Annotated in this window: 14 protein-coding genes; 3 read left to right on the top strand and 11 right to left on the bottom strand. The window is 67.1% G+C overall.

From position 1 onward, the window contains the following. Positions 1-2: 2 nt before the first annotated feature. Together ABDJ85_RS18005 and ABDJ85_RS18000 are read right to left on the bottom strand one after the other, a co-directional pair. Positions 3-413, bottom strand: coding sequence for an HIT family protein (locus tag ABDJ85_RS18005; protein WP_347706178.1), 411 nt, complete (start codon positions 411-413; stop codon positions 3-5). Further along, positions 410-4,267 carry a DUF3683 domain-containing protein gene (locus ABDJ85_RS18000; RefSeq protein WP_347706177.1) on the bottom strand — a complete coding sequence of 1,286 codons (3,858 nt, stop codon included), beginning with the start codon at positions 4,265-4,267 and terminating at the stop codon, positions 410-412. Before ABDJ85_RS18000 ends, ABDJ85_RS18005 begins: the two co-directional genes overlap by 4 nt. 165 nt (positions 4,268-4,432) lie before the next feature. On the opposite strand from ABDJ85_RS18000, the gene ugpQ reads away from it, so the two are divergent. Beyond that, on the top strand, positions 4,433-5,167 hold the full coding sequence (gene ugpQ / locus ABDJ85_RS17995) for a glycerophosphodiester phosphodiesterase (protein ID WP_347706176.1): 735 nt from the start codon (positions 4,433-4,435) through the stop codon (positions 5,165-5,167). 68 nt (positions 5,168-5,235) lie between these two features. Here the strand turns inward: ugpQ and ABDJ85_RS17990 are convergent, their stop codons facing one another. Together ABDJ85_RS17990 and ABDJ85_RS17985 are read right to left on the bottom strand one after the other, a co-directional pair. Further along, positions 5,236-5,724: a PEP-CTERM sorting domain-containing protein gene (locus tag ABDJ85_RS17990; protein WP_347706175.1), complete on the bottom strand. Its 489-nt coding sequence runs from the start codon at positions 5,722-5,724 to the stop codon at positions 5,236-5,238. A 103-nt stretch (positions 5,725-5,827) separates the two neighbouring features. Beyond that, positions 5,828-8,755: a glycoside hydrolase family 31 protein gene (locus tag ABDJ85_RS17985; RefSeq protein WP_347706174.1), complete on the bottom strand. Its 2,928-nt coding sequence runs from the start codon at positions 8,753-8,755 to the stop codon at positions 5,828-5,830. Between the two features lie 231 nt (positions 8,756-8,986). Between ABDJ85_RS17985 and ABDJ85_RS17980 the strand changes: the two genes are divergently transcribed. After that, entirely contained in the window at positions 8,987-10,900 is a 1,914-nt protein-coding gene (locus tag ABDJ85_RS17980) for an NPCBM/NEW2 domain-containing protein (protein WP_347706173.1), read from the top strand. A 4-nt stretch (positions 10,901-10,904) separates the two neighbouring features. Here ABDJ85_RS17980 and ABDJ85_RS17975 read toward each other — a convergent pair whose 3' ends face one another. From ABDJ85_RS17975 to ABDJ85_RS17965, 3 genes are all read right to left on the bottom strand, one after another. Beyond that, positions 10,905-11,504: a GNAT family N-acetyltransferase gene (locus tag ABDJ85_RS17975; RefSeq protein ID WP_347706172.1), complete on the bottom strand. Its 600-nt coding sequence runs from the start codon at positions 11,502-11,504 to the stop codon at positions 10,905-10,907. Further along, on the bottom strand, positions 11,501-12,781 hold the full coding sequence (locus ABDJ85_RS17970) for an MFS transporter (protein WP_347706171.1): 1,281 nt from the start codon (positions 12,779-12,781) through the stop codon (positions 11,501-11,503). The genes ABDJ85_RS17975 and ABDJ85_RS17970 overlap by 4 nt, the downstream gene beginning before the upstream one ends. 273 nt (positions 12,782-13,054) lie before the next feature. Next, on the bottom strand, positions 13,055-14,665 hold the full coding sequence (locus ABDJ85_RS17965; RefSeq protein ID WP_347706170.1) for a gamma-glutamyltransferase family protein: 1,611 nt from the start codon (positions 14,663-14,665) through the stop codon (positions 13,055-13,057). A 135-nt stretch (positions 14,666-14,800) separates the two neighbouring features. Here ABDJ85_RS17965 and ABDJ85_RS17960 point away from each other — a divergent pair, with 135 nt between their 5' ends. Then, positions 14,801-15,211, top strand: coding sequence for a hypothetical protein (locus tag ABDJ85_RS17960; protein ID WP_347706169.1), 411 nt, complete (start codon positions 14,801-14,803; stop codon positions 15,209-15,211). Between the two features lie 233 nt (positions 15,212-15,444). On the opposite strand, the gene ABDJ85_RS17955 is transcribed toward ABDJ85_RS17960, so the two are convergent. From ABDJ85_RS17955 to ABDJ85_RS17940, 4 genes are read right to left on the bottom strand one after another with little or no spacing between them, the layout of a single operon-like run. Then, complete coding sequence (locus ABDJ85_RS17955) at positions 15,445-16,440, bottom strand: S49 family peptidase (RefSeq protein ID WP_347706168.1); 996 nt, start codon at positions 16,438-16,440, stop codon at positions 15,445-15,447. Positions 16,441-16,442: 2 nt separating this feature from the next. Next, positions 16,443-16,820 carry a Rieske (2Fe-2S) protein gene (locus ABDJ85_RS17950; RefSeq protein ID WP_347706167.1) on the bottom strand — a complete coding sequence of 126 codons (378 nt, stop codon included), beginning with the start codon at positions 16,818-16,820 and terminating at the stop codon, positions 16,443-16,445. After that, a complete protein-coding gene (locus ABDJ85_RS17945) occupies positions 16,813-17,472 on the bottom strand; it encodes an HAD family hydrolase (RefSeq protein ID WP_347706166.1) in 660 nt (219 codons plus the stop codon). Before ABDJ85_RS17945 ends, ABDJ85_RS17950 begins: the two co-directional genes overlap by 8 nt. After that, positions 17,469-18,404, bottom strand: coding sequence for an RluA family pseudouridine synthase (locus tag ABDJ85_RS17940; RefSeq protein WP_347706165.1), 936 nt, complete (start codon positions 18,402-18,404; stop codon positions 17,469-17,471). The genes ABDJ85_RS17945 and ABDJ85_RS17940 overlap by 4 nt, the downstream gene beginning before the upstream one ends. Positions 18,405-18,418: the final 14 nt, after the last annotated feature.

The following is an 18,418-nucleotide window of genomic DNA, read 5'->3' as shown; positions in this document are numbered from 1 at the left end:
AATCAGCCCAGCGCCGCCACCACAGCGGCGTCCAGCGCCGCAAGATCAATCGGCCGGCTCGGCACGTCGCGCACCGCCGTCGCCCAGATGGGCGCCGGAAAGTGGCTGTCGTCCGCCCAGCGCGGAATGATGTGCCAGTGCAGATGCGGCACCACATTGCCCAGTGCAGCCAGGTTGATCTTGGTAGGCTGCAGCTGCTGACGCAGCACGGCCTCGATGGCTGCGACGGCATCCATGCACAGCAGGCGATCCTCACGGCCGAGGTCTGAGAACTCGGCGGCGTGGGCGTTCCAAATCAGCCGGTAAAAGCCCGGGAAGCGCGCACCCTCGTCGCCCTCCACACGCACGACGCGGAACTTGGGCGTGCGCAGGACGACGTGCCCGCCATCGCCCTCACACAAGACACAACTCACACCAGCACCCGTTCGATCCCGCCGTTGTTGGCGCGGGCCACGTACTCGGGCATCCAGTTCTCGCCCAGGATCTGCTTGGCCATCTCGATGACGATGTAGTCGGCCTCCAAAAGGCCGTTTTGCAGGTCGTCACCGTAGCGCGTCAGGCCTTGCAGGCAGCTGGGGCAGGAGGTGAGGATCTTGAGGTTGTCCTGCGCGCCGACCTTGCCGCTGCTGCGCAGCTGGGCTTCCACCTTGCGCAGCTCTTCTTCCTTGCGGAAGCGCACCTGGGTGGAGATGTCGGGGCGCGTCACGCCCAGGGTGCCGCTCTCGCCGCAGCAGCGCTCGCTCTTGATGACGCCGTCGCCGACGAGGGCCTTGACGGTCTTCATCGGGTCCTGCTGCTTCATGGGCGAGTGGCAGGGGTCGTGATAGAGGTAGCTCTGCTGCGAGCCGAGCTTGATGCCCTTCTCCAGCAGGAACTCGTGGATGTCGACGATGCGGCAGCCGGGGAAGATCTCTTCGAACTTGTAGCCCTGGAGCTGGTCGAAGCAGGTGCCGCAGCTGACGACGACGGTCTTGATGTCGAGGTAGTTGAGCGTGTTGGCGACGCGGTGGAAGAGCACCCGGTTGTCGGTGATCATCTTCTCGGCCTTGTCGAACTGGCCCGAACCGCGCTGCGGGTAGCCGCAGCACAGGTAGCCGGGCGGCAGCACGGTCTGCACCCCAGCGTGCCAGAGCATGGCCTGGGTGGCGAGGCCCACCTGGCTGAAGAGCCGCTCCGAGCCGCAGCCGGGGAAGTAGAAGACGGCCTCGGCATCGGTCGCCACTTGCGGCGGCCGGATGATGGGGACGTAGTCCTTGTCCTCGATGTCCAGCAGGGCACGGGCGGTCTTCTTGGGCAGGCCGCCGGGCAGCTTCTTGTTGATGAAGTGGATGACCTGCTCTTTGACGGGCGCCGTGCCCACTGTGGCGGGCGGCGCCGAGGTCTGCTTGCGGCCCAGGGTCTTGAACAGGTCCACCGCCAGGCGCTGCGCCTTGAAGCCCACGCCGACCATGGCCGTGCGTGCCAGCTTGATGGTCTCGGGGTTAGTGGCGTTGAGCATGAACATGGCCGCCGCGTTGCCGGGGCGGAAGCTCTTCTGCCCCATCTTGCGCAGCAGGTTGCGCATGTTCATGGTCACGTCGCCGAAGTCGATCTTGACCGGGCAGGGCGACTCGCACTTGTGGCAGACCGTGCAGTGGTCGGCCACGTCCTCGAACTCCTGCCAGTGCTTGATCGAGACGCCACGGCGCGTTTGCTCTTCGTACAAGAAGGCCTCGACCAGCAGCGAAGTGGCCAGGATCTTGTTGCGCGGGCTGTAGAGCAGGTTGGCACGCGGCACATGCGTGGCGCAGACGGGCTTGCACTTGCCGCAGCGCAGGCAGTCCTTGACCGAATCGGCAATGGCGCCGATGTCGCTCTGCTGCATGATCAGCGACTCATGCCCCATCAGGCCGAAGGACGGCGTGTAGGCATTGCGCAGGTCGGCCGCTACAGGGCCATTGCGCAGCAGCTTGCCCTTGTTGAAGCGGCCTTCGGGGTCGATGCGGGCCTTGTAGTCCTCGAACTCGGCAATCTCGCCGTCGGTCAGGAACTCGATCTTGGTGATGCCGATGCCGTGCTCGCCCGAGATCACGCCATTGAGGCTGCGCGCCAGCACCATGATGCGCGCCACGGCCGCGTGGGCCGTTTGCAGCATGGCGTAGTTGTCGCTGTTGACGGGGATGTTGGTGTGGACGTTGCCGTCCCCCGCGTGCATGTGCAGCGCCACCCAGACGCGGCCCCGCAGCACCTCCTTGTGGATGCTGCGGACCTCGGCCAGCAGGGGCTCGAAAGCCGCGCCACTGAAGATCGACTGCAGGGGCTTGAGGATCTGGGTCTTCCACGAGGCGCGTAGCGAATGGTCCTGCAGGCCGGCGAAGTAGCCATCGCTATCCAAACCATCGAGCCAGGTTTGCCACTGGCTGCGCACACCGGCTAGCAGCTCCAGCGCCTGCTGGACGCGGTCTTCCAGCAGCTCGCTGCCGGCGATGTCGCTGGCGTCGTCACTCTTGCCCAGGGGCAGTTGGCCAGCCTCGAACCAGGTGCGCAGGCGGTCCACCAGCTCCAGCTTGTTGCGCAAGCTGAGCTCGATGTTGATGCGCTCGATGCCCAGCGTGTACTCGCCCATGCGCTCCAGCGGGATCACCACGTCCTCGTTCACCTTGAAGGCATTGGTGTGCTTGGAGATGGCGGCCGTGCGCTTGCGGTCGAGCCAGAACTTCTTGCGCGCTTCGGCGCTGACGGCGATGAAGCCCTCGCCCGAGCGCCCATTGGCCAGGCGCACCACCTCGCTGGTGGCGCGGGCCACGGCGTCGGCGTCGTCACCGACGATGTCGCCGATGAGGACCATCTTGGGGAAGCCGCCGCGCTTGCTCTTGGTCGCGTAGCCCACGGCTTTGAGGTAGCGGTCGTCCAGGTGCTCCAGGCCCGCCAGCAGCACACCCGACGAGGCGATCGAGAACATGTAGTCCTTGATGTCCACGATGCTGGGCACGCAGTCCTTGGGGTTGCCGAAGAACTCCAGGCAGACGGTACGCACATGGCCCGGCATGCGGTGCACGATCCAGCGCGCGCTGGTGATCAGGCCGTCGCAGCCTTCCTTCTGGATGCCCGGCAGGCCGGCGAGGAACTTGTCCGTCACGTCCTTGCCCAGGCCTTCCTTGCGGAAGACGCGGCCGGGGATGTCGAGGCGCTCGGTCTTCTCCAGCTTCTTGCCGCTGGCGTCGAAGTAGCGCAGCTCGAAGCTGGCCAGCTCCACGTCGTGGATCTTGCCGAGGTTGTGGTTGAGCCGCACCACCTCCAGCCACTTGGCCTCGGGCGTGACCATCTTCCAGGAAGCCAGGTTGTCGAGTGCCGTGCCCCAGAGCACGGCCTTCTTGCCGCCGGCATTCATGGCGATGTTGCCGCCGATGCAGCTGGCCTCGGCCGAGGTGGGGTCCACCGCAAACACAAAACCGTGCTGCTCGGCCAGGTCGGCCACGCGCTGGGTGACAACGCCGGCTTCGCTGTAGATGGTGGCGACCTCGCGGTCCAGGCCCGGGAGCTGGAGCATCTCGACGCCGCGCAAGGCTTCGAGCTTCTCGGTGTTGATGACGGCGCTGTTCCACACCAGAGGCACGGCGCCGCCGGTGTAGCCGGTGCCGCCCCCACGCGGGATCACGGTCAGGCCCAGCTCGAAGCAGGCGGCCACCAGGCCGGCCATCTCGGCCTCGGTGTCGGGCGTGAGCACGACGAAGGGGTACTCGACGCGCCAGTCGGTCGCGTCGGTCACGTGCGAGACGCGCGAGAGGCCGTCGAACTTGATGTTGTCCTTGGCCGTGTGCCGGGCCAATAGCCGGCTCGCGCGGCGGCGCAGGTCGGCCACCTGCTCGAACTGGGCGGCAAAGGCCTCCACCGCGCCACGTGCAGCCACCAGCAGCTCGCCCACATGGGCGTCACGCTGGGCGTCACCCTCGGGGTTGCGGCGCTTCTCAACCTCGCCCAGGCGGTGCTTGAGCGCGTCCACCAGTTGCATGCGGCGGCGCGAGTTGTCGAGCAGGTCGTCCTGCAAGTACGGGTTGCGCTGCACGACCCAGATGTCGCCCAGCACCTCGTAGAGCATGCGGGCCGAGCGGCCGGTGCGGCGCTCCAGACGCAGCTTGTCGAGCAGCTCCCAGGAACGCTCCCCCAGCAACCGGATCACGATCTCGCGGTCGGAGAACGAGGTGTAGTTGTAGGGAATCTCACGCAGCCGAGGGGCTGCGGTCTCGTGCTCGGCAGCGGTGAGCATCAAGGGGTGCGGAGCGTTCATGGCGTCCGGCGCGGCTGCGCCAGGAGGAGTCGGATCGGGGCGCATCGCCACGGGTAAAACCCAGCAGCGGCAAGGGCCGGAATGCTAACCGAGGGGGCTATCCCCTTGCCTCCCCGGGGCCGGGGCCTGGGTTGCCTGAGCACGAAGCGCCGCTATCCTGCCGGCATGGCTCTCACCCCTTGGCCCTACCCCTTGTGGATTGCGCACCGTGGCGCCGGCAAGCTGGCGCCCGAGAACACCCTGGCCGCCTTTCGGCTCGGGCTGCAACACGGCTACCGCGCCTTTGAGTGCGACGTGAAGCTGACGCGGGATGAAGCGACATTTTTGCTCCACGACGACACGCTGGAGCGCACCACCAGCGGCCAGGGCTCGCCGGCTGAGCAGGACTGGTCGGCGCTGGCGCCCCTGGATGCTGGCAGTTGGCACAGCCCGCCCTACACCGGCGAGCGCCTGCCCCGGTTTGACCAGATCGCCCGCTTCTGCCGGGCCAATGCCTGCGCGCTGAACGTCGAGATCAAGCCCTGCCCCGGCGTAGAGCGCCGCACCGGCCAGGTGGTGGCCGCCAAGGCCGCCAGCCTCTGGGCCGGCGCCGCCGTGCCGCCGCTGCTCAGCTCCTTCAAGCCCGAGGCCCTGGAAGGCGCCCGCGAGGCCGCCGCCGCCCTGCCCCGCGCCCTGCTGCTGGACACGCTGTGGGACGGCTGGTTCGAGGCTGCAAAGTCCCTGGGCATCGTCGCCGTTGTGACCAACTGGCGCGTGATGGACGCCGCCTTGATTGAGCAGTTGCACGGCGCCGGTTGGCGGGCGCTGGTCTACACCGTGAACGAGGCCGAAGTGGCCGAGCGGCTGATCCGTGATGGCATCGACGGTCTCATCACAGACCGAGTGGACGTGCTGGGCTGAGGAGCAGAAGGCCAAAATGCAAAAAGCCCGCGCAGAGCGGGCTTTCGGCGAGGTGAAACGCTTTTCGTTCAGCGCACCTGACGCTTGCGTGAGGCCACGCCAGCACCCACGAGTGCCACGGCCAGCAAAGCAATCGAAGCCGGCTCAGGGACGTTGCCACCACGGGTCTCGAACTGGGTGAACGTGACGCTGCAACCGTTGTACGTGGTGCAGGACCAAGAACGGTTATCGAAAGTCATGAACGCTGTATTGGGATAGCCGTTCCAAGAAATGCCGTTTGCCGTCCAGTGCTTGGTCGCGATATCGATCGTCCCGATGTCGTACAGCTGGCTGATCGAGTTGTGATTGCTCAGGGACTCGAAAATGCTGGTGACCTCTGACTTGGTGATCAGCCCGTCGTTGTTGGAATCCGTGGCACCGATGTGACCGGTATAGACGTTGTCACCAGGCCAGGTAAACGTGAAATCAGCTTGAATGCTGACCGGCGCCGCCATGGCGACCGAAGAGGCGGCCACTGCGAGGGCGGCGATCAGGGACTTGGCAAACGTTGTGTTCATCGGGGTCTCACGGTAAGGGGCGGGATGCATTCAACAAAGCACCCAGCGTGCCAGGAAATTTTTCTTCAATCAGGACAGCCACTTAGGGAAATTAGGCCCCAAATTACCCCCCTAGTTTGACAACGCCATCGACACCCCTGTCTCGGGGGGCAGGGGCCCGAACCACGACCTGTTCACCCGCATAAGTCACCGCAACGCCCGGTGCATCGAAGTCCACCGTCTTGTCCCCCGCCTTCAGGAAGCGGACGTTGAAGCGCCGCGTGGCGACCATGCCCGGATAGCTGCCCTGACGCGCACCGATGGTGAGGGTGCCGCGCTTCTCGTCGTAGGCAAACGGGATGCGGCTGAACTGGCCCGCAAGGTAGCCGTTCGAGACGCCGTCGTCCTCGTAGAGGCTGTAGCGGCCATCGGCGCCGGTGTAGACATTGATCGTCAGCGGCGCGTCGGGCACTTCGTCCACGTACTGCATCACCGGGCCCATGGGGACGATGGCGCCGGCCTTGACGAAGAGCGGCAGGCGGTCCAGCGGCGCTGCGACGTCGCGGGTGCTGCCGCCCTTGACGGCCTCGCCGGTCCAGAAGTCGTACCAGGTGGAGGCGCCGGGGAAGTAGACGCGGCGAGTCGTGGCGCCGTAGCTCGTCACCGGCGCCACCAGGATGGATTTGCCGAACAGGTATTGATCGGCAATCGTGCGGGCCGGGGCGTCGCTGGGAAAGTCAAGCGCCAGGCCGCGCATGAGGGGGGCGCCCTCGTAGTGGCTGTCGGCGGCGGCCGTGTAGATGTAGGGCATCAGGCGATAGCGCAGCTCCAGGAACCACAGCAGGTTGGCCCGCATGGGCGAGCCCTCGGGCGAGATTTCGTGGATCTCGCGTTTGACGCCTTCGCCATGGCTGCGCATCAGCGGTGAGAAGGTGCCGAACTGCCACCAGCGTTGGTTCAGTTCACGCCATTCCTTCAGGTCCTCGGCCGTGCGCTTGCCCGCCTCGACGCGGTTCTCCTGCAGGCCCTGGACGGAGTCGTCCTGGAAGCGGCCTTCCTGCGTGTAGCCGCCAATGTCGTGCGTCCAGTTGGGCACGCCCGAGAAGCCGGTCTGCACCCCCGCCGAGATCTGCTTGTAGAAGTTGTCCCAGGTGCCGCCCACATCGCCGGACCACACAGCTGCCGCATGGCGCTGCACGCCCGCAAAGCCGGATCGCGACAGGATGAATTGCCGGGTGTTCGGCTGGTCGCGCACGAGGCCGTCGTACATGGCCTTGGTGCTCATGGTCGAGTAGGCGTTTTGCACCAGGGCGCCGGGGCCCATCTGAGTGGGCGAGGTCAGCGCGGCCATCTCCTCGGGGCTGGAGTTGGAGCGCACGTCGGGCTCGGTGTTGTCCATCCACCAGGCGTCGATCCCCAGGTCCACCAGGCGCTGCTTCATCTGGCGGTAGTAGATGTCGCGGGCCTCTTGGTTGTAGGGCGAGTAGTGGCTGTTCAGGTAGCCGGGGCCGACCCAGTCCTTCATGCCCAGCTCGACATTGCGGCGCCACATATAGCCCTTGGCGTCTAGCTCCTTGTAGTGGTCCGTGTTTGCGTAGAACTTGCCCCAGATCGAGATCATCAGCCGCGCATGCTGGTGGTGCACTTCATCGACCATGCCCTTGGGGTTGGGGAAGCGCGCGGCATCAAACGCGTGGCTGCCCCACTGGTCTTCAGGCCAGTAGAGCCAGTCCTGCACGATGTTGTCGAGCGGCCAGCGGTTCTTGCGGTAGGTGTCCAGCACGCCCAACAGCTCGGCCTGGGTCTTGTAGCGCTGGCGGGACTGCCAGAAGCCGTAGGCCCACTTGGGCATCATGGGCGGCACGCCGGTGACCTGGTGGTAGCCGCGGATCACGCCCTGCATCGAGTCGCTGCTGATGAAGTAGTAGTTGAGCCCCGTGCCCGCCTCGGAGGCAAAGCGCAGCGAGTGCTTGTCAGCAGCGGGCTCGGGGTCGGAGTGGTGCAGGGAGATGAGGCCGCCATCGGGCAGCCATTCCAGCTGCAGCGGCACCGGCTTGCCGGGCGTGAAGGCCTGCTCGAAGTTGTTGTACCAGCCGTTCCAGCGAACGCGCCACTGGCGCTTGTCGAAGACCGTCTTTCCGGCAACCGTGAGGGTGAAGTAGTCCGAGCCAAAGAGGCGCATCTTGTGCAGGCCGGCCTTGTCGGAGGCCATGGCGCCTTCCCAGACGACGCGCAGCTTCTTGCCGCGTGTGGCCTCGCGGGTGAGCCGAGGGTCGGTGGGCCAGTGCTTGCGCAAGTCGCTGAGGAACTGATAGCGGATGTCTGGCTCCACGCGCGTCAGCACCAGCTGGTCGTCCACGTAGTAGCGCGCGGTCAGGCCCGCGCTGCCGTCCAGCGCGGTGAGCTTCAGGTCGCGGCTGGCCAGGCCAAAGCGAATGGGGTTGCCAAAGCGCGTGACGGCGTTGTTGTCCCACAGCACACCGTAGTTGCGGTCGGACACGACGAAGGGGATGGCGATGTCCATGTTGTGCTGGCGCAGCTCGACGTCCTCGCCATTCATGTTCATCTGCGCATCCTGGTGCTGCCCGAGGCCGTAGAAAGCCTCGGTCGTGCCGCGATTGAACTGGATGGACGGAGCAACGAAGGCCTGGCCCTCGACCGTGACCGGCTGGATCGCCACCTTGTTGGACCGCAACACCGCAGCGCCCTTGGCATCGAAGAACTGCACCCCGCCGTCCTTCAAGGACACTGTGGCCGAGGCCTTGCCGGCATTCAGGGTCACGCTGTCAGCGCCGGCCTTGAGCGTGAAGCGGCCGCTGGGCTTGGCAACGGCCATCAGCGATTCCATCTGCGGCCGTGCCGGGTCATCGACGCCGGTGACCTGGATGATCGATTCGGTGATGGCATTGAGGCGCAGCTCCTTGACGCTGCCCGTGTCGGGCCGCACCAGCACGCCGGTGGGCGTTTTTTCGTAGCTGCCGGCCAGGGCGGGCGTGGCCAGGGCCACGAGCAGCGTGGCGGTCAGCAGCGAGAGCAGGCGGGGTGAAGTCATGGCGATTCAGCGTGGGAGGGTTGCGCTATCCAAACACCGGCCAGTATGGCGAGCCTCGCAGCCGCTGCCACTCGGCATCTGCGCTGATTTAGGGAAGTCATTGCGCATCGCGGCCGGCGCCTGCGATCACAACTTGACCAGCACCCATTCCGATTGCGCATAGCGCGCGAAAGCAGCCCTTCGGCTTGATATGGTGCGGGCCCCGCCCGCCGTGCCACCGCGCCTGCCCCCATGAAACTGGCCCTGCCCCGCTTCCGCGTCGTCACTTTGGCCCTGCTGCTCGCGCTGGGCTTGCAGGCCCACGCCGACCCTCTGGCCCCCACCGGCACCTGGTCCGCCTACACCGCCGGCCGGGCCGCCACGCCGCCCATGGGCTGGAGCAGCTGGAACGCCTTTGGCACCGACATCGACGAGCACAAGGTGCTCGGGGCCGCGCAGGCGCTGGTGGACCAAGGTCTGGCCGCCAAGGGCTACCGCTACATCAACATCGACGACGGCTGGTGGCTGCAGCGGCGCTTGAGCGACGGCACGTTGATCATCCGCACCGAGCGCTTCCCGTCCACCCGGCAAGCGAGCGGGACGCCGTCCTTCCGCAGCTTCACCGACCGGCTGCATGCCATGGGCCTCAAAGCCGGCATCTACACCGACCTGGGCCGCAACAGCTGCTCGCAGGCCTATTCGCCCGACGACACCGACCTGCCCAAGGGCTCGGTGCTGGAGCGCGAGGTGGGCCTTTACGGCCACACGCAGCAGGACATCGCCCTCTACTTCGAGACCTGGGGCTTTGACTTCATCAAGGTGGACGGCTGCGGCCTGCGCGCCTTTGGCGCCGAGGCCGAGAAGGTGCGCTCGGGCAAATACCGCGAGCTCAAGCCCGTGCTCGACATGGACTCCGTTGCCCGCTCGGACATCGCAGCCGTGCAGCAGCAATTCCGCGAGATCCACGAGGCTCTGGTGAGAAGCAACCCGGACGGCGACTTCGTGCTGTCGCTGTGCGTCTGGGGCGCGGGCAATGTGCGCGCCTGGGGCAAGGACTTCGGCAATATCTCCCGCACCAGTGACGACATCAACCCCACCTGGAGCCGGATGCTGACCAACTTCGACAGCGCGGCCAAGCGGGCCTTCTACGCCCATCCCGGCTCGTGGAACGACCCGGACATGCTCTTCATCGGCAAGGGCGACTTCGATGCCCAGCACCTGACCGAGGCGCGCTCCCACCTGTCGCTCTGGGCCATGCTGAACTCGCCGCTCTTCATCGGCATGGACATGCGCAAGGCGCCGGACGCCCTCGTCAAGCTGCTGGGCAATGCCGACCTCATCGCCCTCAACCAGGACCCCGCCGGCCACCAGGCCACCGTGGCCTATGACAGCCATGATGTGCAGATCCTGGTGAAGACCTTGAGCAGCGGCGACAAGGCCGTGGCCGTGTTCAACCGCACGGCCGCGCCGCTCGATGTGGAGCTGCAGGCCGCGCATTTGAAGCTCCGCCCCGATGCCGATGTGGAACTGCGCGACCTGTGGAGCGGCAAGACGCAGCGGCTGCGTGGCCAGTTGAAGCTGAAGCTGGCGGCCCACGAGACCCTGGTCTTTAAGGCTCGCAGCGGGAGCGGCAGCCGCATGCTGGCCGATGGGCTCTACCTCTCAGAGCAACCCGGCAACGTCAACCCGGCCGTGGACGGCGTGGTGAACCCCATGCCCGACCCAACCCTGCACCGCTCAGCCAAGGGCTGGCAGGGCACGCGCGGCAGTGGCGAGCGCCCGATCTACGCCGGCTGGGGCGGCGTGCAGGCTGACAGTGCGCCCTACGGCGAGGCCTTGGCCTTGAAGGGCCGGCGCTATGAGACGGGCATCGGCGCCCTGGCCAACTCGCGTCTGGAGGTGCGCAACGCCGGCTACCGCCGCTTCACCGCCACGGTGGGCGTCAACGACTCGGCGCGCGACGCTGCCAGCACGGCCACCTTTGCGGTCTATGGCGACGGCAAGCTGCTCGCCACCAGCCGGCCGCTGAAGTGGGGCGACAGCGGCGAGCCGCTCTCGGCCGACGTGGCCGGCGTGAAGCTGATCGAACTGGTGGTGCGCGCGAGCACGCCAGACGCAGCAGCGCTGCCCGTGACCTGGGCGGACGCGGCGCTGCTGGCCAAGTAGCGCTTCAGGCGCCGATGCGCGCGTAGACGGCCGCGTCGCGCGGCGTGCCGTCCACGCCCAGGGTGTCGTTGCGCAGCACACCTTCCAGCTCGAAGCCGCAGCGTTCGGCCACGGCGCGGCTGCGGGTGTTGCGCGCATCGACGCGGATCTCGACGCGGCGGGCTTGCAGGGTCTGCAAGGCCATGTCGGCCAGCAGGCACACGCATTCGCTGGCCAGGCCCTGGCCTTGGGCCTCGGGACGCAGCCAGTAGCCGATCTCGAACTTGCGCAGCTCCCAGTCCATGCGGTGCAGGCCACTGCCGCCCAGCAGGCGGCCGCGCCGGCCGTCAGCACCACGCGCAAAGATGTGGAAAACGAGATCCCGGCGGGCGATGAAGTCCGCGTGCATGCGGCGCACCACGGCCTCGGCGCTCTCGGCGCTGGGGGTGTCCTTGGCCCAAGGCATCCAGGGGCGCAGATGGGCGAGCGACTGGGTGATGACCACGGCCAGCTCGGCGCCCAGCCCGATCTGCGGCGCAGCCAGCACCAGGCGTTCACCCACCAGCTCGCGCGGCACGTCGATCAAGATCGGGTCGCCCGGCTGGACGATGGAGTCGGCGTTCATGTGGGCAGCACCTCCTGCGGTTTGGGCAGCTCGCGCACGCTGCGGATCACCTCATGCCGCCAGGCCCAGGTGGCCATCAGCAGCGTGCCCACGCCGGCAAAGGCCAGGGCCGAGCGCAGGCCCACATGCTCGCCCAGCCAGCCACCCAGCAGCGCACCGGGCGCGGCGGGCAGCAGGATGAGCCAGCGCATGGTGCTGGTCATGCGGCCGAGCATGGGCGCAGGCGTGACCGACTGGCGCAGCGACAAGAAGTTGATGAACATCAGCACCGCCCCCACGCCCCAGGCAAACAGCATGAGCGCGAAGGCGAACACACCCAGCGGCCCCTCAGGCGCCAGCGCCAACACCAGCCAGCCCCCGCCGCAGATGCCCAAGCCCAGCACCAGGCAGGGCCCGGGCCCGATGCGGCGGCTGATGCGGTGCCCGAAGCTGCTGGCCAGCACCGTGCCAATGCCCACGGCCACGTAGGACCAGCCCACCATTTGCGGCGCCAGGTGCAGCTCGCGCGTGGCCAGCAGGATCTGCACCACCAGAGCCGCGTTGTAGAACAGATGCCAGCCCGCCACCACAAAGGCCATGCTGACCAGCAGCCGCCGCTCGCGCACGAAGTGCAGGCCCTCCATCAGCTCGTCCCAGAAGTGGCGGCGCGCGCCCTCGCGCAGGGTTTCAGTCACGCGGATACCGCGCAGGATGGTGACCGAGACCAGCAGCATCAGCGCGTCCACCGCCAGGGCCATGGGTGCGCTCAGCAGCTTGATGAGCAAGCCTGCCAGCCCGGGGCCGGCGACGTCCGCACCCGATGAGGCCAGCGCGTTCTTGGCATGCGCCTCGACCAGCCGCTCACGCGGCACGATCTGGGTCAGCACGATCTGCGCGGCACTGCCCGCCGTGGTGTTGACGATGCCGATGATGAAGCCCACCACATAGAGCCAGGGCATGCCCAGCACGCCCAGCCACGCCGCTATCGGCACCGAGCCCACCGCCACCCCCAGCAGCGCCTCGCCGCCGATGTAGACCGGCAGCTTGCGCACCCGGTCGAGCAAGACGCCCGTGGGCAGGGCGAAGAGCGCAAAGGGCAGCGCCTGCAGCGCCTGGAGCAAGCCCATCTGGGTGGGGCTGGCATTGAGCAGCACAGCCGCCGTCAGCGGCAGGCCCAGCAGCGTGATCTGGCCGCCCAGCGACGAGACGAGGATGGACGCCCACAGGCGCCGGTAGACCGCATCGCGCAGCAGATCGCCAGCGGGCAGCTTGAACGAGGAAAGAAAGGATGACGACATGGACCGACAACTCCAGACACACACCACAGGGCGAGCACCGCTCGCGACGACACGTGGGGGTCGGAACTAATCGAGATCCAGCAGCTTGGTCATGCCGGCATCTTACGGGCGACGTTGAATAAGTCCCTGTGATGCAGCGCGCCCTGGTTTGGGATGGGCTGCTAGGCGCAAACCACAGCCGTAGCACTGGCTACGGCGAGGATTTGCAACAACGCAGGCCGCCCAAAGCAGGGATGCGCTGCGCGCGAGGGACTTGTTCAGCGTTGCCACAAGTCAAAACCCAACGGCCGCGCCGTCGCGCCGCGAGTCGCTGGCAGCCACGTAGCCCTCCACCGCCGGGTCGCCCAGCCGCCAGATGAACTGGCCGGCGCCGAAGTCCTGGTAGCTGTCGTGGATGTCGCCCACCTGGTGGCCACGGGCACGCAGGCCTGCAATGGTGGCGGCCGGCATATGGGGCTCGACATTGATGTTCAGCCCCTCGCTGTAGCGCCAGCGCGGCGCATCGCTGGCCGCCTGGGGCTGCTGGCCGTAGTGCAGCATGCGCACCAGCATCTGCATATGGCCTTGCGGCTGCATGTTGGCGCCCATCACACCAAAGCTCATCACCGGCGCGCCGTCCTTGGTCAGGAAGGCGGGGATGATGGTGTGGAAAGGCCGCTTGCGCGGCGCCACGATGTTGGGGTGGCGGGGGTCGAGCGAGAAGCCGTGGCCGCGGTTCTGCAGCGACACGCCGTAGCTGGGCTCCACCACGCCCGAGCCAAAGCCCATGTAGTTGCTCTGGATGAAGCTGACCATCATCCCGGCCTCGTCGGCAGCGGTCAGGTAGATGGTGCCGCCCTTCATCGGGTTGCCAGGCCCGAAAACCTGGGCCTTGCCGGGGTCGATCAAGCGCGCACGCTCAGCCAGGTAGGCCGGGTCGAGCAGGTCGGCGGCGCTGAGCGGCATGCTGCCCGGCTCGGCCACGTAGCGGTAGATGTCGGCAAAGGCGAGCTTCATCGCCTCGATCTGCGCGTGCAGGGCCTCGGGGCTGTCGGGGCCAACATCGGGCAAGCCATGCGCTTGCAGGATGCCCAGCGCCATCTGCGCCGCCATGCCCTGCCCGTTGGGCGGGATCTCGTGCAGCGTGTGGCCGAACACATCCTGGGCCAGCGGCGTGACCCACTCGGGCTGGTAGGCGGCCAGGTCAGCCTCGGTCATGGCGCCACCGTCCTCGTGCGCGGCAGCGGCCAGCGCCGCAGCGATCTCGCCCCGGTAGAAGGCCTCGCCCCGCGTGGCGGCAATGGCACGCAGGCCGCGTGCGGCCGCCGGGAAGGCAAAGCGCTCGCCCACCATCGGCGCGCGGCCCTTGGGCAGAAAGGCCTGCGCAAAGCCCGGCTGGCGCACCAGCTCGGTCACCTGCGCAGCCTGGGCCCATTTGCTCTGCACCACGGGCGGCACCGCGTAGCCACGCTCGGCGGCCTCGATGGCGGGCTGCATCAGGTCAGCAAAGGGCAGCTTGCCAAAGCGCTCGCTCAATGCCGCCCAGGCACTGACGGCACCGGGCACCGTGACGGCGCCCCAGCCACGCACCGGCAGAGCGCTGGCGCCTTTGAAGTACTCAGGCGTCCAGGCTGCGGGCGCGCGCCCTGAGGCGTTGAGGCCATGCAACTGCTGCCCATCCCAGAGGATGCAGAAGGCGTCTGACCCCAGGCCATTGCTGCAGGGCTCGACGATGGTCATGCACGCGGCCGTAGCCACGGCGGCATCCACCGCGTTGCCACCCTGCCGCAGCATCTGCAGCCCGGCTTGTGCGGCCAGTGGGTGCGAGGTGGCGACGACGTTGCGCGCGAACAGCGGGCTGCGCTGGCTGGGGTAGGCGTTGTGCCAAGTGAAGCGGGAGGTCATGACTCGCTTTGTAAGGCTTTGAAACGGGTTTGGCGAGGGTCAACGAGCGACACCCAGGCGTCGTTGAAAGCCGCAAGCATCGCGATTGCTGAACCCAAGTCAAAACCCACCTTGCATCCACCTGGAGCTATGCACATGAACTCGTTCAAGACCGTGATCGCCACTGCCGTCTTTGCCCTCAGCACCGGCGTGGTTCTGGCCCAATCTGCAGCGCCCGCTGCCCCCACCGCCACGCCGACAGCCGCTGCCACAACCGCAGCGACGCCGGCCCCGGCAGTCACGGAAGCCGCCAAGCCTGCGGCCCCCGCTGTCGCGCCGCAAGCCGCCGTCAAGGCCGAAGCCAAGCCCATGGTGGCGGCAGCGCCCAAAGCTGAGGTGAAAGCTGAGGTGAAGGCCGAAGCAAAGGCTGAAGCAAAGCCCCACGCCAAGCATGTGGCCAAGGCGGCTCACAAGGCTGAGCCCAAGGTCGAGGCCAAGCCCACTGCCAGCGCGGCGCCGGCCCCGGTGGCCCAGGCCGCCACGCAAGCACCGGCTGCCGCCAAGTAAAACGCGGCGCCTGACGTGACAAGGAGGCTGTCGGGCTTGGGGCGTCGAAGCGAAATTGGGCCCCAGCGAGGACAGTTTTTGTGGAGTTCGCAGGCCCATAGCCGAAGCTATGGGTCAAGAAGTCCGCGAAAAATGGACCGCTGAGGCCAAATTGCAGCCGACGCTCCAAGTCCGACAGCCTCCTCGTGCCGCCACCCCAGCCGGGGCGGCGGCCCTTGGTTCATCTGGGCAGGTCAGCGGATCGGCGACATCTCGCGCAGCGCCTTCACGGCGCCCGAGCCGATGGCCGCGCCAAAGCGCTTGGCCAGTCGCTCAGCCACGTTGTCGCGCGGCGTGTAGTCGAGCACCTCTTCAGCCTTGACGATCTCGCGCGCCACATAGTCGAGGTTGCCGAAGTCGTCGGCCAGGCCCATCTTGACGGCCTCTTCGCCGTTCCAAAAGAGGCCCGAGAACATCTCGGGCGTTTCCTTCAAGCGCTTGCCCCGGCCCTCACGCACCACAGCGATGAACTGCTGGTGGATCTGGTCCAGCATGCTTTGCGCAAAGGCACGCTGCTTGGCCGGCAAGGGGCTGAAGGGGTCGAGCATGCCCTTGTTCTCACCAGCGGTGAGCAGGCGGCGCTCGACGCCCAGCTTCTCCATCACGCCGGTGAAACCAAAGCCGTCCATCAGCACGCCGATGCTGCCGACGAGCGAGGCCTTGTCGACGTAGATCTCATCAGCCGACGCGGCGATGTAGTAGGCCCCCGAGGCGCAGATCTCCTCGACCACCGCGTAGACCTTCTTGCCATGCAGCTTCTTGAGCCGGGTGATCTCGTCATAGAGGATGCCGGCCTGCACCGGGCTGCCGCCGGGCGAGTTGATGCGCAGCACCACGGCCTCGGCATGCTCGTCCTTGAAGGCATCGCGCAGGGCGGAGAGCAGCAGCTCGGCGCTGGCCTCGGTGTCAGACGCGATCTCGCCGCGCACCTCGACGAGTGCCGTGTGCGGCGCGGCCGTGGTGGCCACGTGCTTGCCTTGGGCCCAGATGCCATAGACCAGGAAGACGGCAACGCCCAGCCACATCAGCCGGAAGAACACCCGCCAGCGGCGCTCGGCCCGCCGGTCACGCAAAAACTCCTGGGCCAGCAGGGCCAGGGCGGGGTCCACGGCCGCTGGGGTAGCCGACGGCGCGGGCTTGGCCGGCACGTCCACGGGGTCGGGCATGGGGGGTGGGAGTTGGTCGTCCATGGTCAGTCTTCAAAGGCGGGTTTGGTGTCAGCGCTGGGGTGCCAGTAGACCTGGCCTTCGCGCTCGCTGACAGTGACAGGCGTCAGGCCCATGCGTCCGCATTGGCCCGAGATGCAGCGGCCAGAGCGCGGGTCGTACATGGCGCCATGGATGCTGCAGATGATGAATTCCTTGTCGCCATCAAGGAACTGGCCTTCCTGCCAGTCCATCTCGGTGGGCACGTGCGCGCAGCGGTTCAGGTAGGCCACCACCTGGCCTTCAAAGCGCATCGCAAAGGCCGTGACCGGCTCGCGCCACTGCAGCACCTCGAAGGTGTGCGCCCGGCCGCGCTCTTCGAGCTCGGTCGATGCGCAGAGTGGCAGTCCGGCGGTATCAGGCATGCTGAATCAGCCAGTCGTGCAGCTCTCGCGTCGAGTGCGCGATGAACAGCGGGTTGAACTCACCGAAGGTCTCGTGGTCATGCGCGCCAAAGCTGACGGCCACGCAAGGCGCACCCGCATTGGCCGCCAGCTGCAGGTCGTGCGTGGTGTCGCCAATCATCAGGCAGCGCTCGGGCTCGACGCCGAACTCGCGCATCAGCTCGTGCAGCATCTGCGGGTGAGGCTTGGAGCGCGTCTCGTCGGCCGTGCGGGTGGCATCAAACATCTTGGTCAGGTCGGCCGTCACCAAGGCCCGGTCCAGGCCCACGCGGTTCTTGCCTGTTGCCACGGCCAGCCAGTGGTGCCGCGCCTTGAGGGCCTGCAGCATCTCAACGCTGCCGTCGAACAGGGCCACTTCGTGCTCTGAACCCAGGTAGTGGTGGCGGTAGCGCAGGCCCAGGTCGCCATAGCGGTCAGGCGACAGGCCCGGCACCACGCGCTCCAGCGCATCGCGCAAGCCCAGCCCGATCACGTACTTGGCCTCGTCGTAGTCCGGCTCCTCCAGCCCCAGGTCCACCGCCGCGCGCTGGATGCTGCGAGCGATCAGGGCCGTGGAATCAAACAGGGTGCCGTCCCAGTCGAAGGCGAGGAGGTCGAAGCGTTGGGGTCTCATGCAAGGGGTGTGGAGTGGGCGCGCAGCTTCTCACATTCAGCCGGCAGGGGCACAGTGAGCAGCAGCTCAGCCCCAGTAGCCGGGTGGCTGACGCGCAACTGCCGGGCGTGCAGGAACATCCGGTCAAAGCGCTGCGGGCCCCGGGCCAATTCGCGGTTGCGCTCGAAGTCGCCGTACTTGGGGTCCCCGACGATGGGGTGGCCGGCCTGCTGCAGGTGGACGCGGATCTGGTGGGTGCGGCCGGTCTTGATGGTGACGTCGAGCAAGGTGGCCCAGCCCAGGCGCTGTGTCACCTTGACCAGACTGATGGAGCGCTTGGCGTCGGGCTCGTCGGCGGTGCCGGCACGCACCCAGCGTTCGCCGTCGCTGCCGACGAACTTGACCAAGGGCACGTCGATGACCTTGAGCTTCTCGGGCCAGTCGCCCCAGACGAGAGCGGCATAGGTCTTGCCGGTCTCGCGGTCGCGCAGTTGGTCTTGCAGGTGGGTCAGCGCACTGCGCTTCTTGGCGATCATCAAGAGACCCGAGGTCTCCTTGTCCAGCCGGTGGACCAGCTCCAGGAACTTGGCTGTGGGCCGGGCGCGGCGCAGTTGTTCGATGACACCGAAGCTGACGCCCGAGCCGCCGTGCACGGCCACGCCGGCTGGCTTGTCGATGACCAGCAGGTGCTCGTCCTCGAACACGATGGGGAACTCGCGCGGCGGGGCGGCCGGGGCGTCATCGGGCTTGGTGGCCACGCGCACCGGCGGGATGCGCACTTCGTCGCCCAGGGCCAGGCGAGTGTCGGCCTGGGCACGGCCCTTGTTGACGCGCACCTCGCCGGCCCGGATGACCCGGTAGACGTGGGTCTTGGGGACCCCTTTGAGCTCGCGCAGCAGGAAGTTGTCGAGCCGCTGGCCGGCCGAACCTTCATCGACCTGGACAAATTTCACACTTGGCCGGGTTT

Source organism: Roseateles paludis (assembly GCF_039872745.1).
Classification (GTDB): Bacteria; Pseudomonadota; Gammaproteobacteria; order Burkholderiales; family Burkholderiaceae_C; genus Pelomonas; species Pelomonas paludis.
This window is presented reverse-complemented; position numbering and strand designations above follow the sequence as displayed.

What these genes read in the sequence shown, in the direction of transcription:
- ABDJ85_RS18000 (WP_347706177.1), bottom strand. Translation starts at nt 4,267, where the DNA reads ATGAACGCTCCGCACCCCTTGATGCTCACCGCTGCCGAGCACGAGACC.
- ugpQ (WP_347706176.1), top strand. Translation starts at nt 4,433, where the DNA reads ATGGCTCTCACCCCTTGGCCCTACCCCTTGTGGATTGCGCACCGTGGC.
- ABDJ85_RS17990 (WP_347706175.1), bottom strand. Translation starts at nt 5,724, where the DNA reads ATGAACACAACGTTTGCCAAGTCCCTGATCGCCGCCCTCGCAGTGGCC.
- ABDJ85_RS17985 (WP_347706174.1), bottom strand. Translation starts at nt 8,755, where the DNA reads ATGACTTCACCCCGCCTGCTCTCGCTGCTGACCGCCACGCTGCTCGTG.
- ABDJ85_RS17980 (WP_347706173.1), top strand. Translation starts at nt 8,987, where the DNA reads ATGAAACTGGCCCTGCCCCGCTTCCGCGTCGTCACTTTGGCCCTGCTG.
- ABDJ85_RS17975 (WP_347706172.1), bottom strand. Translation starts at nt 11,504, where the DNA reads ATGAACGCCGACTCCATCGTCCAGCCGGGCGACCCGATCTTGATCGAC.
- ABDJ85_RS17970 (WP_347706171.1), bottom strand. Translation starts at nt 12,781, where the DNA reads ATGTCGTCATCCTTTCTTTCCTCGTTCAAGCTGCCCGCTGGCGATCTG.
- ABDJ85_RS17965 (WP_347706170.1), bottom strand. Translation starts at nt 14,665, where the DNA reads ATGACCTCCCGCTTCACTTGGCACAACGCCTACCCCAGCCAGCGCAGC.
- ABDJ85_RS17960 (WP_347706169.1), top strand. Translation starts at nt 14,801, where the DNA reads ATGAACTCGTTCAAGACCGTGATCGCCACTGCCGTCTTTGCCCTCAGC.
- ABDJ85_RS17955 (WP_347706168.1), bottom strand. Translation starts at nt 16,440, where the DNA reads ATGGACGACCAACTCCCACCCCCCATGCCCGACCCCGTGGACGTGCCG.
- ABDJ85_RS17950 (WP_347706167.1), bottom strand. Translation starts at nt 16,820, where the DNA reads ATGCCTGATACCGCCGGACTGCCACTCTGCGCATCGACCGAGCTCGAA.
- ABDJ85_RS17945 (WP_347706166.1), bottom strand. Translation starts at nt 17,472, where the DNA reads ATGAGACCCCAACGCTTCGACCTCCTCGCCTTCGACTGGGACGGCACC.